13 protein-coding genes are annotated in these 12,479 nt (G+C 59.5%); 6 read left to right on the top strand and 7 right to left on the bottom strand.

Annotated elements, in window-relative coordinates; all coding sequences use genetic code 11:
* Nucleotides 1–32: 32 nt before the first annotated feature.
* From lpxD to V8J84_RS09640, 3 genes are read left to right on the top strand one after another with little or no spacing between them, the layout of a single operon-like run.
* Entirely contained in the window at nt 33–1,103 is a 1,071-nt protein-coding gene (lpxD, locus tag V8J84_RS09630; protein ID WP_339930464.1) for a UDP-3-O-(3-hydroxymyristoyl)glucosamine N-acyltransferase, read from the top strand.
* 33 nt (nt 1,104–1,136) lie between these two features.
* Nucleotides 1,137–1,394, top strand: a complete 258-nt coding sequence (locus V8J84_RS09635; protein ID WP_339930467.1) for an acyl carrier protein — start codon at nt 1,137–1,139, stop codon at nt 1,392–1,394.
* A 1-nt stretch (nt 1,395) separates the two neighbouring features.
* The gene (locus V8J84_RS09640; RefSeq protein ID WP_339930469.1) at nt 1,396–2,607 is read left to right on the top strand and encodes a beta-ketoacyl-[acyl-carrier-protein] synthase family protein; all 1,212 of its coding nucleotides are present in this window, start codon (nt 1,396–1,398) and stop codon (nt 2,605–2,607) included.
* 64 nt (nt 2,608–2,671) lie between these two features.
* On the opposite strand, the gene V8J84_RS09645 is transcribed toward V8J84_RS09640, so the two are convergent.
* The gene (locus V8J84_RS09645) at nt 2,672–3,361 is read right to left on the bottom strand and encodes an invasion associated locus B family protein (protein ID WP_339930471.1); all 690 of its coding nucleotides are present in this window, start codon (nt 3,359–3,361) and stop codon (nt 2,672–2,674) included.
* A gap of 479 nt (nt 3,362–3,840) precedes the next feature.
* Here V8J84_RS09645 and V8J84_RS09650 point away from each other — a divergent pair, with 479 nt between their 5' ends.
* Nucleotides 3,841–5,391, top strand: a complete 1,551-nt coding sequence (locus V8J84_RS09650) for a helicase HerA-like domain-containing protein (protein WP_339930473.1) — start codon at nt 3,841–3,843, stop codon at nt 5,389–5,391.
* Between the two features lie 129 nt (nt 5,392–5,520).
* Here the strand turns inward: V8J84_RS09650 and V8J84_RS09655 are convergent, their stop codons facing one another.
* From V8J84_RS09655 to V8J84_RS09670, 4 genes are read right to left on the bottom strand one after another with little or no spacing between them, the layout of a single operon-like run.
* Nucleotides 5,521–6,822 (bottom strand): HlyC/CorC family transporter, encoded by a 1,302-nt coding sequence (locus V8J84_RS09655; RefSeq protein ID WP_339930475.1) that lies wholly within the window; start codon nt 6,820–6,822, stop codon nt 5,521–5,523.
* 52 nt (nt 6,823–6,874) lie between these two features.
* A complete protein-coding gene (locus V8J84_RS09660) occupies nt 6,875–7,834 on the bottom strand; it encodes a site-specific tyrosine recombinase XerD (protein ID WP_339930477.1) in 960 nt (319 codons plus the stop codon).
* A complete protein-coding gene (locus V8J84_RS09665) occupies nt 7,831–9,429 on the bottom strand; it encodes a hypothetical protein (RefSeq protein WP_445285963.1) in 1,599 nt (532 codons plus the stop codon). The genes V8J84_RS09660 and V8J84_RS09665 overlap by 4 nt, the downstream gene beginning before the upstream one ends.
* Nucleotides 9,371–9,523 (bottom strand): hypothetical protein, encoded by a 153-nt coding sequence (locus V8J84_RS09670; RefSeq protein WP_339930484.1) that lies wholly within the window; start codon nt 9,521–9,523, stop codon nt 9,371–9,373. The genes V8J84_RS09665 and V8J84_RS09670 overlap by 59 nt, the downstream gene beginning before the upstream one ends.
* Before the next feature lie 156 nt (nt 9,524–9,679).
* On the opposite strand from V8J84_RS09670, the gene V8J84_RS09675 reads away from it, so the two are divergent.
* The gene (locus V8J84_RS09675; protein ID WP_339930718.1) at nt 9,680–10,237 is read left to right on the top strand and encodes a shikimate kinase; all 558 of its coding nucleotides are present in this window, start codon (nt 9,680–9,682) and stop codon (nt 10,235–10,237) included.
* A gap of 6 nt (nt 10,238–10,243) precedes the next feature.
* Nucleotides 10,244–11,365, top strand: coding sequence for a 3-dehydroquinate synthase (aroB, locus tag V8J84_RS09680; RefSeq protein WP_339930486.1), 1,122 nt, complete (start codon nt 10,244–10,246; stop codon nt 11,363–11,365).
* Here the strand turns inward: aroB and V8J84_RS09685 are convergent.
* Nucleotides 11,362–11,787, bottom strand: a complete 426-nt coding sequence (locus V8J84_RS09685; RefSeq protein ID WP_339930488.1) for a GNAT family N-acetyltransferase — start codon at nt 11,785–11,787, stop codon at nt 11,362–11,364. The two genes, aroB and V8J84_RS09685, sit on opposite strands and share 4 nt — an antisense overlap.
* Complete coding sequence (ssb, locus tag V8J84_RS09690; protein ID WP_339930490.1) at nt 11,787–12,308, bottom strand: single-stranded DNA-binding protein; 522 nt, start codon at nt 12,306–12,308, stop codon at nt 11,787–11,789. The genes V8J84_RS09685 and ssb overlap by 1 nt, the downstream gene beginning before the upstream one ends.
* Nucleotides 12,309–12,479 lie beyond the last annotated feature (171 nt).

Below are 12,479 nucleotides of genomic sequence, written 5' to 3' on the forward strand. Positions count from 1 at the left end.
TCTGGACGCCTCATATAAGGCGAGGCGGAGCCATGATCAGTATCAGTGAAATTGCGGCCCACCTTGGGGCCACAGTGCATGGCAACGGCGCGATTGTCGTGGCTGGTCTTACCGAACCGGCAGCAGCGGGGCCTGATGATCTGGCCCTTGCCATGTCCCCACGCTATGGCGAGGCGCTTGCCGCCAATACAGCCGTAAAAGCTGCGGTGGTCTGGGCTGATGCGGATTGGAAAGCGCTGGGGCTTGATGCTGCTATCGTGGTGTCCCGCCCGCGTTTGGCCATGGCGGGGCTGACGCAAGCCTTTGACCGCAACGAAACAGCTGATGGTATTCACCCTTTGGCGGACGTGGCACCGGACGCCGTGATCGGTGACGGTGTCTTTATTGGTGCTTTCGTCAGTATTGGCGCGGGTGCATCTATTGGCGATGGCACGCGGATCGACAGTCATGCCAGTGTCGCGGCGGGCAGTGTGATCGGGGCAGGGTGCTCACTGCGCTCTGGCGTGCGCATTTCGCACAATGTCACGCTGGGGGACGGGGTGATCCTGCATCCGAATGTGGTGATCGGCGCAGACGGCTTTTCCTTCGTCACCGCAACACCATCACATCCCGAAACCGGACTGCGCACATTGGGAAAGACACCGTTTCAGCCGATGGATGGCACGCTGCACCGTATCCATTCGCTTGGCGGCGTCATCATCGCGGATGACGTGGAGGTAGGTGCCAACAGCACAGTCGACGCCGGAACCATCAGGGCGACACAGGTCGGGCGCGGCACCAAGATCGATAATTTGGTTCAGGTCGGTCATAATGTCATCGTGGGCGAGGATTGCCTGCTCTGCGCGCAGGCAGCGGTTGCCGGATCGACAGTCATTGGTGATCGTGTGGTCATGGGCGGCAAATCCGGCGCGGCTGACAATATCAAAATCGGGTCCGATGTTGTGCTTGGCGGTGCTGCCATTGCATTGGGCGATATACCATCCGGCAGCTTTGTCATGGGCTATCCTGCCGTGCCGATGTTGCAGTACCGCGCGCAGCAGCGACAGTTGCGTCAGGCGGCCAGACCCCACAAAGCGGTTTCAAAATCCACCCGGAATGACTAGATCAGGCGCAATCGACAGCCGGAGATATGTCACATGAGCGTTCAGGATCAGGTCATCGCGATCATCGCCGAGCAGGCGCTGTTGGAGCCGTCGGATATCAAGCTGGACGATACGCCCGCGGATTTGGGCATCGACAGTCTGGGTCTGGTTGAAAGCATTTTCGCCATCGAAGAGACGTTCGACATCAACGTCCCGTTTAATGCCAATGACCCCGGCGAGAGCGATTTTGATATCTCGACCGTGGCCAGCATTGTCGCTGCCGTTGAAAAGCTGATTGCGGAGCAGAAATAGGATGCCCCGTGTGGTGATTACCGGCGCGGGCACGATTAATCCGCTGGGTCACGATGTGCCAACGACATTGGCTGCGATGCAAAATGGCGTGTGCGGGATCGGCCCGCTGGACATTCGCGATGCGGACAGGCTCACCATCCAGATCGGCGCGCAGGTCAAAAACTACGATGAGGCCGCGCATTTCAATCGCCAGCAAATTTCGCTTTATGACCGTTTTACGCAATTCACGCTTTTGGCCGCGCGCGAAGCGATCGGGCAGGCGGGGCTTTCGTTTAACGGCGCGTTGGCGGATCGGTCCGGTGTTGTCCTTGGCACGTCCGGTGGTGGTCTGAATACGCAGGATGAAAACTACCGCGTTGTCTATGAAGAGGGCAAAAACCGCGTGCACCCCTTCATCGTGCCAAAGCTGATGAACAATGCCGCCGTCAGTCAGGTGAGCATGGAATGGAACCTGCGTGGTCCGTCCTTCACCGTGGCGACGGCGTGCGCCTCGTCCAATCACGCGATGGGTCAGGCGTTCAACATGGTCCGCTCCGGCATGGCGACTGTGATGGTCACGGGCGGGTCCGAAAGCATGTTGTGCTTTGGCGGGATCAAAGCCTGGGAAGGTCTTCGCGTGATGTCGCGCGATGCCTGCCGCCCGTTTTCGGCCACCCGCAACGGCATGGTGCAGGGCGAAGGCGCTGGCGTTTTCGTGTTCGAGGATATGGAGCATGCGCATGCGCGGGGCGCCGATATCCTGTGCGAAGTTGTAGGCTTTGCCATGTCGTCCGACGCCTCGGATATTGTGATGCCGTCCAAGCAGGGTGCCGCGCGGGCGATCGCAGGTGCGCTGACGGATGCCAAATTCGCCAAGGATGCGGTTGGCTACATCAACGCGCACGGGACAGGCACGGCGGCCAATGACAAGACCGAATGTGCGGCTGTGGCTGATGTTTTTGGCGCCCATGCTGACAAGCTGATGATCTCCAGCACCAAATCAATGCATGGCCATTTGATCGGCGGCACAGGGGCGGTGGAACTACTGGCCTGTATCATGGCCGTGCGCGACGGCGTTGTCGCCCCGACCATCGGCTATGAGGAACCTGATCCTGAGTGTGCGTTGGACGTGGTGCCCAACACTGCGCGCGAGGCCAGCGTCGATGTCGCGCTCTCAAACGCTTTTGCTTTTGGCGGATTGAATGCCGTCATGGCGCTACAAAAGCACGCATAGTCCAATACAACGAAAAAGGGCCGCGCGGTGCGCAGCCCTTTGAAACGATGAATGACAGGGGGCTCTACTGACCCTCTTGCGCCGCCGAGTTGTCAAATCCGGCAGTAAAGCCTGTCAGCGAGATCGTGACGATCACCTCTTCTTCGGGCGATGCGGCGGGCACCATGCGGACGGTGGCCTGATTGCCGCGCTTGAACAGGTTCACTTCCTGCTCTGTGAAACCAACGCGTGATACGCAACCGGCGGTGTTGCAGAAGGTAAAGGGATAACGGCGCGCCTCACCCCCATCAACTTGCAAGGTCAACTGCTGGGTCAGCAGTGTCTCCAGAGGGGCGACGATTGTCGCACCAGCGGCGGCGCGGCCACCGGGGGGCAACGGGAACATGCTGATCTCGGCCACAGGGTTCTGGTTTTCGTCCAGCAGCAACTGATAAAGCTGGCAAGGGTCGTTCTGACCCTCTTCGGCCTTCAGGCAGCGCAACGCCCAGTCGCCAAATTCTTCGCGGATATAAGGTTGCCCGACCTGAAGCTGACCAGCCTCGGCAGCAACGGTTTGGTCAATCGGTGACCCCATCGACAGGTCACCGCCGACTTCTTCGGCTTCTTCGGCCGTATCATCGGTGGCCGTGTCATCGGTTGCGGCGTCTTGCGTTGTGGTGTCCGTCTCAGGCTCTGTCGTGGTTTCCTGCGCGAAGGCGGTGCCAGCGGTCGCAAGCAGCAAAGCGAGCATCAGTGGCTTTGTCGTATGAAGCATTTCACAATCCATTTTGTCCTGTTTGCAGCGCTTTACCATGCAGCGCGGGGCGTGTCAGTCCGAAAGTCGCACTGGTCGGCAAGGAACGGCGCATTTGCGAAGGCACGCGAAAACCGCTTGCCGGACGCCCGAAACAAAAAAGAGCCCTGCGGTTGCAGGACCCTTTTCTGGTTCTCCCTGTCGGACTTGGCCGACTAATTGCGCTGACGTTACGAAACGCATCACGGGACGTCAACAGCGAACGCATCACTTTTTTGGTGGTTTCTTTTTGCAATAATATGAATGGGTTAACCGCCACCTTTCACGTCGCGAGACAGAAAAAGAGCCGTGCCCGAAGGCACGGCCAGTCTGACAGGGAGGAAGTCAGTCGGATGCGCAAGTGCAACTTGCACACCGCAACGGCCTTTAGACTAGCGCAGAGTTGTTAAGAATGTATTTTGCTACAAAACGCCCCATCGGGCGGTAAAAAGGGATCGGGAATGTCAGACAGTATCTTTATCGGTGGTGGCGGTGAAAACTATGCCAGCCCGCAAGCGCTTTTGCTGGACAAGGCCAACCGTCACGGCCTGATCGCGGGGGCCACGGGCACGGGTAAAACCGTCACGCTGCAAATTCTGGCCGAAGGGTTTTCTGCCAACGGCGTGCCGGTGTTCCTGTCTGACGTGAAAGGCGATCTGTCCGGCCTGGCCAAGTCAGGATCGCCCGATTTCAAACTGCACGAACCGTTTATGTCGCGCGCGCAGACCATCGGCCTTGATCTGGTTTATGATAAATTCCCTGTCACCTTTTGGGACCTGTTTGGCGCACAGGGTCACCCGATCCGCGCAACCGTTGCTGAAATGGGGCCGCTTTTACTGTCGCGTCTGCTGGAACTGACGGATGTGCAGGAAGGGGTAATGAACGTCGCCTTCCGCGCTGCTGACGAAGAGGGCCTGCCGCTTCTTGATCTCAAAGACCTTCAGGCATTGCTGGTCTGGGTCGGGCAGAATGCCAAAGACCTGTCCTTGCGGTATGGCAATGTGTCCACATCCTCTGTGGGGGCGATCCAACGGTCCCTTCTGACGCTGGAAAATCAGGGCGGCGTATCTCTTTTCGGTGAACCGGCGCTGGAACTGGCCGACATGATGCGGCGCGGTGACGACGGGCGGGGCATGATCAACATCCTTGCCGCCGATCAGCTGATGGGCAGTCCACGCCTTTATGCGACATTCCTGTTGTGGCTTCTGTCCGAGCTATTCGAGGAACTGCCAGAGGTCGGCAATCCCGACAAACCCAAGCTGGTGTTCTTCTTCGACGAGGCCCACTTGCTGTTTGATGGCGCACCCAAGGCGCTGGTGGACAAGGTCGAACAGGTCGCGCGGCTGATCCGGTCCAAAGGTGTGGGCGTTTATTTCATCACGCAAAACCCTGCGGATGTGCCCGATGATGTGCTGTCCCAATTGGGCAATCGCATCCAGCACGCATTGCGCGCGTTTACGGCCAAAGACCGCAAAGAACTGAAACTGGCCGCTCAAACCTATCGCGACAATCCCGCCTTTGATACCGGCGAGGCGATCCAGCAGGTCGGCACCGGTGAGGCCGTGACGTCGATGCTCGATCACAAAGGCATCCCCGGCGTTGTAGAGCGCACGTTGATCCGCCCGCCATCATCGCAGCTGGGTCCGATCACCTTGGCCGAACGCAAAGCTGTGATGGATGCCTCGTCCATGGCTGGCAAATACGACGCCACGCTGGATCGCGAAAGCGCTGCCGAAATGTTGGCCGCACGCGCCGAAAAAGCCGCAAAAGAAGCAGAAGCCGCCGAGGCAGCCGAAGACGCACTTGAAGAAAAAGAACGGGAATTCAAAGCCGGTCGCCGCTACGATGGCGGCAGCACCACGTCACGGTCAACCTCACGCTCCAGCGGGCGGAAGCGCTCCGGCGGCGGCTTTGGCGATGCGATCACATCCGTGGTGGTGAAAGAGCTGAAAGGCACAACGGGCCGCCGCATTGTACGTGGCATCCTCGGCGGGCTTTTCCGCGGGCGTTAGGTTCATCACAACACCAGCACCATTGGGGCGGATGTTCTCGTATCATTTTGCCAAAAATACTCAAAAAAAAGGGGCCGCCTTTGGCGGCCCTTCTGGCGACGCCAAAGGCGGCGCAAAACATGATCCAGATTAAAGCGGCTTGATCTTCAGCACCGCAATCCGGTTTTCTTCCTTCTCGACCACTTCAAAGCGGAATCCATGGAACGAGAATACTTGTCCCTGCACGGGGATCATCTGCGCTTCGTGGATCACAAGACCGGCCACCGTGTTGGCCTCGTCATCCGGCAGGTTCCAGTCGTGACTGCGGTTCAGGTCGCGCAGCGTCATGACGCCTTCCACCAGATAGCCGCCATCATCGGTTGCCTCGACAAGGTTCTCGTCGTCTTCGTCAAATTCGTCCGCAATCTCGCCGACAATTTCCTCAAGGATATCTTCCAGCGTCAACAGGCCTTGCAAGGCACCGTATTCATCGACCACCAGCGCGAAATGCGCTTTACGGCGCAGAAACTCGCGCATCTGGTCATCCAGCGTGGTTGTTTCGGGCACGAAATACGGGTCCATCGCGACGCTAAGCACGTCGAAATCCGCCAGCGCTTTTGGCTCCGGTGTGGCTCCGGCGAGTTCTTTGTGGATCGCGCGCAGCAGGTCTTTGGCATGGATCACGCCAACGATGTTCTCTGGATCGTCACGGTAAACCGGAAGCCGCGTGTGCTGGCTTTGCAAAATCTGGCTCAGAATATCCTGCGGGGGCAGGGCGGCATCGACCATTTCAATGTTTGATCGATGCAGCATCACCTCTTCGACCATGCGTTCGTTCAGATCCAGCGCGCCCAGAATGCGGTCACGGTCTTCTTTTTCGACAACGCCTTCGGAATGACCCAGCTGAAGCGCGCCAGCAATCTCTTCGCGCACGGCAAGAATGTGACTGTCAGGATCGGTTTTTACGCCAAAAAGACCCAGAATTAGGCGCACAAGCACCCGCACCGCGTTCACGATGGGCGAAAAGACCAGCACCACAATCGAGATGGGTCGCGCCACGGCAGAGGCCACCAATTCGGGGTTCGTAATCGCAAAGGTCTTGGGCAGCACTTCGGCAAAGATCAGCACCAACAGCGTCATAATCAGCGTGGCTGCCGCAACGCCGTTTTGCCCAAAGACTTTGGTCAGGAGGGCCGTGGCCAGCGATGTGGCCAGAATGTTCACGACGTTGTTGCCCAGCAGAACAGACCCGATCAGCCGTTCATTGTCTTCGGTTACATCAAGCGCGTGTTGGGCACCCTTTGAGCCGCGATCCGCAGCCGAGCGCAGCTTGCCCCGTGACGCAGCTGTCAAAGCGGTTTCGGACCCCGAAAAACACCCCGACAGCACAAGCAGAACGAGGATGGCGCCTGCGGTTATCCAAAACGCGGCGTCGAAGATGGCGGTGTCCATTGGGCTCTTTCTATTGTGTTTGTGCTGTTATGTGGCATCAGGTGCGCCCGCTTCAAGTCGCAGGATCGTCCGATGCAGCTTTTTTGGCAAGCGGATGATGTTCCATCACCAGATCATGCAGCCTTTCGTCAAGGACATGCGTGTAGATTTCCGTGGTGGCGACATCCGCGTGGCCCAGCATCGTCTGGATCGCCCGCAGGTCAGCACCACCTGCCAGAAGGTGCGTCGCAAAGGCATGGCGCAGCGTGTGGGGCGTCACCTTATCTGGGCTAACGCCGCCCAGACCGGCAAATTCCTTGATCATGCCAAAGAACCTGTGCCGGGTCAGATGACCGGCCTTGCTACGCGACGGGAAAAGATAGGGCGATGCGGGCTTACCGTCCTTGCGCGCCAATTCTTCATCCGCGTCGCGCTTGATCAGATAGGCGGCCATAGCGTCGCGCGCGGTGTGTGACAGTGGCACCAGACGTTCCTTGCCGCCCTTGCCGCGCACCAGCAGCATTTGCGGATCGCCGCGGGCGGCAGACACCGGAAGAGTCACCAGTTCGGTCACGCGCATGCCCGTGGCATACAGCAGTTGCATCAGACAGGCATTGCGCAGCCCGTCGCGTTTGTGCTGGCCCGCCGCTGCAATCAGTCGGTCAACCTCTTCAATCGAAAGCGTTTTTGGAAGCGCCTTTGACTTTCCCGGCCCTTTGATGCGGATAGCAGGATTATCGCTGCGCCACCCTTCCTCAAAGGCAAAGCGGTAAAGCTGTTTAATCGCCGAAAGTCGCCGCGCACGGGTGGAACGCGACAGGCCCTGCGCATCGCAATCAATGAGATAGCCCTCCACATGGTCCTGAGTGGCGGTAGCAAAATGCGCCGATTTCGGGCCAAGCCAGCCAGCAAAGTCTTTCAGATCATTCGCATAGGCCAGTTGGGTGTTTGTGGCGGCATCCAGTTCTGCGGCCTGCGCCTCAAGAAAAGCCTGCACCCAGTGCATCATGGGCTGATCGGCGGCGCTGGTCATGCGGCGCGATCCAGCAGCAGGAACTGGAGCGCGGCACGTCTGGCCACATCCTCAAGCCCGACCATGCGAAAAAGCGCAATCGCTTGCGTAATGGCCCGTGTGTCACCTGACAAACCGCTGTCAAACAGCGCGACATTGCGCAACAAGGCTTCACCCAATTTGCCATCATTCACCAATGTCGTCAGCGCGTCTGGCGGCGTGGCATCCACATAGGCCGCCTGAATGGCCAAGCGCGTGTCATCGGCTGTTTCCACTTCGTCCGGAAACCCCCGCGCCAGTGCGACAAGGAATGGGTCACTGTCTTCGCCTGCGTTTAAGGCCACAGTTTCGTAGTCGCCGGACAGGAGGCCAATGGTAAATGCCGTGTCGCGCGCCCCTTCTGATAGGGGCAATCCCTGTAGCTGGGCGCTGTAAAGCGCGGCAAACGGCACTTCAATCTGGGCACGTTGTGCGGCGTCCCATGCCGCAGGCAGGGTTTCGGACACAGCGCCCGGATCGCGCGCGTCAAGCGCGGTGACAAACCGTTGCATCGCTTCCACCCTGTCCCAGACGCCGCCGGATGCCGAAGGCGTTCGCGCAAGGTAGAAGCCCGCCAGAACATTACGATCAGCCGCACCATGCCGCACCAGACGCTCTGCCGCTTCCAACTGGCTTTTCCAGCCCACCGTGTCACGCAGATCAGCATGTGCAAAGGCGCGGGGCAGGTTGGATGTCGGGAGACCCTCGCCAATCGCCTCGCGCATACGGAACACCAAAGGGCTGATCCGGCTGGGCGGTGGCAGTGCGCCATCATCTTCGTAAAGTTCCGGATCAAGGAACCGCGACAATAGCGCCTCTTCCTCGGGGCTGACATCGCCAAGTGCGCGATGGGTATTGAGGGTGAGTGCAGCGGCAGGCCATTCCCCGCTGCGGGCCAGACAGAAAATGCGCGCCGCATACGTCGGGGCGACCTGCGGGTTGGCTTGCATTACATCGCAGGCGCGATCTTCAGATCCGGTCAAAAGTGCCACGTCAAACCAGCGGCGAAACAGCTCCGGCTCTTCGATATCGGTTTGTTCCAACAGCGCCTGCGCCTGTTCAATCGCGCCGTAATCCAGCAGCTTGTCCACCCGCGCGACAAATAACGCGCCGTCGGTGCCCGCACCAAGGGGGGCATCGGCTTCGGCCAGCATCAGCGTCATCAGGAAGTCCTGAATTGCGGGCAGGCTGTCTGTCCGCTCGGCCTGCACCAGCGTTATCACCATCGACTCATCACTGGCAGACCACAAACTGCGGGGCAAACCCGTCACATCCGGCGGTAACAGGCCAACCGGATCGGGTGAGGGCGCATCAAGCGGTGTCATGGTGATTTGCGGCGTGCTGGCACTGTCGGTCACAGGCGGTTCGTTCAGCGGCGGCTGCACGGTTGTGGGGGCGACAGGCGCTGTCACACTGCGCGACAGCCAGTCAATTGCAGACAGGGGCTGGTCGGTTTGCGCCGTGGCGGGCAGGGCGGCCAAGCTGCACAGCAGCACAGATGTCACCAGCCGCCGCACCTTAATTGGCTTCCAGAACGATCGGTTCGACGACCTGTTCCACCGGTGGCGCAAAATCATCGGGCGTGAAAATCGGCCCCAGATAGGCATAGCCGATCAGACCGATGGCGGCCAAGGCCGTCAAAAACACCAACAGTTTGATAAGTCGCCACATTCATTGCCCCAATCGTCTTGCTTCTTGCCTCGCCCACGGCTGTATCGCCGCGTTGTTCGTGTCGGTTATATATGGCCTTTCGTGCAAGATCACGCCATCAAGGTGCAGATTTTTTGATTAAGCGGCCCCGTGCCGATTTCTGGCGCGGATGAGACGATGGGGAATGGCGTGGCGGCGAACGGAAAACTCAAACGGACGGTTGTGCTGGTTGGCATGATGGGGTCGGGAAAGACGGCGATCGGGCGCGCGCTCGCCGGTCGATTGGGCGTGCCGTTTCTGGACAGTGACGCGGCGATCGAGGAAGCGGCCAGCGCCACCATCGCCGAGATTTTCGCCAATGACGGTGAGGCGTTTTTCCGCAGACGCGAGGCCGAGGTGATCGACAGGCTAATGTCGGGCCCGCCTGCGATCCTGTCAACTGGCGGCGGGGCGTTCCTGACGCCGCGCATTCGTGACGGTATCGCTGACAAGGGTGTGGCGGTCTGGCTTGATGCGCCGCTAGATCTGCTGTGGGAACGGGTCCGCCACAAAGACACCCGCCCGTTGCTGCGCACCGCCGATCCGCGCAAGACCCTGTCCGAGATTTTTGATGCCCGCGTGCCGGTCTATGCCAAGGCCGATCTGCGCGTGCCCGTGGCGACGGGCTATAGCATCGACGAGACGACCGACGCTGTTGTGCAGGTTTTGCACCAGCGCCCCGATATTCTGGAGTAACGTTACATGACTGCCGCAACCGTTCACGTAGGCCTGCCGGGACGCGCCTATGACATCATCATCGGGCGCGACGTGCTGGCAGAGGCTGGCACGCGCATTGCCGCGATGGGCGGGCGCAAACATGTGGCAATTATCACTGATGCGAATGTCGCAGCGCTTCATCTTGAGGCGTTGCAGCACACGCTGGCCCAAGCGGGCCTAACGTCCGAGGCGCTGACCTTGCCTGCGGGTGAAAAGACCAAGGGGTGGCCCTGTCTGGAACAATCTGTCGAATGGCTGCTGTCCCAAAAAGTCGAGCGTGGCGATGTTGTCGTGGCCTTTGGCGGTGGTGTGATCGGTGATCTGGCGGGCTTTGCCGCTGCAATCCTGCGGCGCGGTGTCCGGTTTGTGCAGGTGCCTACGTCATTGCTGGCGCAAGTGGATAGCTCGGTCGGCGGCAAGACAGGCATCAACTCGGTGCAGGGTAAAAATCTGATCGGAGCGTTTCATCAGCCGTCGCTGGTGCTGGCCGATACGGCATTGCTGGATACACTCAGCGATCGTGACTTCTTGTCGGGTTATGGCGAAGTTGTGAAATACGGTTTGTTGGGGGATGCAGCATTTTTTGACTGGCTTGAGGTTGAAGGACCCAAAATCGCCAAGGGCGATGCAGCGGCGCGTGTCCGTGCCGTGGAACGGTCCTGCCAAATGAAAGCCGACATCGTGATGCGCGACGAAAAAGAAGCAGGTGACCGCGCGCTTCTCAACTTGGGCCATACCTTCTGCCACGCGCTGGAGGCCGCGACGGGATATGACGCGGATCGCCTTGTGCATGGGGAAGGGGTCGCCATTGGCTGTGCTCTTGCATTTGAGGTGTCGGCAAGATCAGGCCTGTGTTCGCAAGAAGATCCAAGCCGCGTGCGGGCGCATCTGCGTGACATGGGCATGAAGGTCGATCTGGCCGATATTCCGGGTGATCTGCCTGACGCCGATGCGCTGATTGATCTGATGGGACAGGACAAAAAAGTGACGGACGGCACGATCAACTTCATCATGGCGCGGGCTATTGGCGATGCGTTTGTGACGGCTGACATTGATCTGGACGTGGTGCGCCGTGTGCTGCGCGATGCGCTTGACGTCAAAGGCTAGGGGCGGCGCATGACCATGGCGGTCTTGTCTTCGCTGTCAAAACCGCAGGCGCGGTAGAAATCCTGCGCGCCGCGCTTTTCACCAGTTAGCAGCATAATCTTGTAGGCGTTCTGATCCCACGCGACCTGTGCCGCGTGCTGCATCACAGCTTTGCCTATGCCGCGTTCGCGATAGGCAGATGCCGTAATGACGTTTTCGATCAGCGCATAGGGGCGCGCATCCCACGTGACATTGGGCAGGATATGCAAGGTGACCATCGCGCGGATGCGGTCATCAATTTCGACCCCGATGATCGTCGTGCCGGGATGGTTCAGGACCAATAAATAGGCCGCCAGGTCAGTGCTTGGCGGCCCGAATGTCAGTTCGTTGTAAAGGGCAAGCGCGTCAGGGCCATCAGCCGTATCAAGCGCGCGCAGGTGCATCAGAACGGGATTTCGTCATCCATGTCAGAGCGCCCACCGCCGCCGCCGGAGCCGGACGACGATCCACCCGATGGGCCGCTGTCGTAGCCGCCACCGCTGTCATAACCGCCACCGCCGCCATAGCCGCCGCTGTCACCACCATAGCCGCCACCGCCGCCTTGGTTGTCACCGCGTCCGTCCAGCATTGTCAGCGTCGACGAATAGGGGCGCAGCACAACTTCTGTCGAATACTTGTCCTGACCGGACTGGTCCTGCCATTTGCGTGTCTCCAACTGGCCCTCAAGATAGACCTTGGAGCCTTTGCGCAGATACTGCTCGGCCACGCGGGCAAGCGGCTCCGAGAAGATCGCGACAGCGTGCCACTCTGTCCGCTCTTTGCGTTCACCCGAGTTGCGGTCTTTCCACGTCTCGGACGTGGCGATGCGCAGGTTGCACACCTTGCCGCCGTTCTGGAACGTGCGCACTTCGGGGTCGCGCCCCAGATTTCCGATAAGGATGACTTTGTTCACTGATCCGGCCATTGCGGGTCCCCCGTCGCTGATATGTCAGGCAGCGCGTGGCTGCGATTCTTGATGTTCATATGTGACAGACCCAAGGGGCGCTCACAACTAGGCGCACCGTGTCACGGGATGGTTAATGCAAGGTTTCGCATCCGAGGGTGGCGTCAGGGCGCAAAATCGGTATTGTTTGGC

Source organism: Yoonia sp. 208BN28-4 (genome assembly GCF_037543925.1).
Taxonomy (GTDB): Bacteria; Pseudomonadota; Alphaproteobacteria; order Rhodobacterales; family Rhodobacteraceae; genus Yoonia.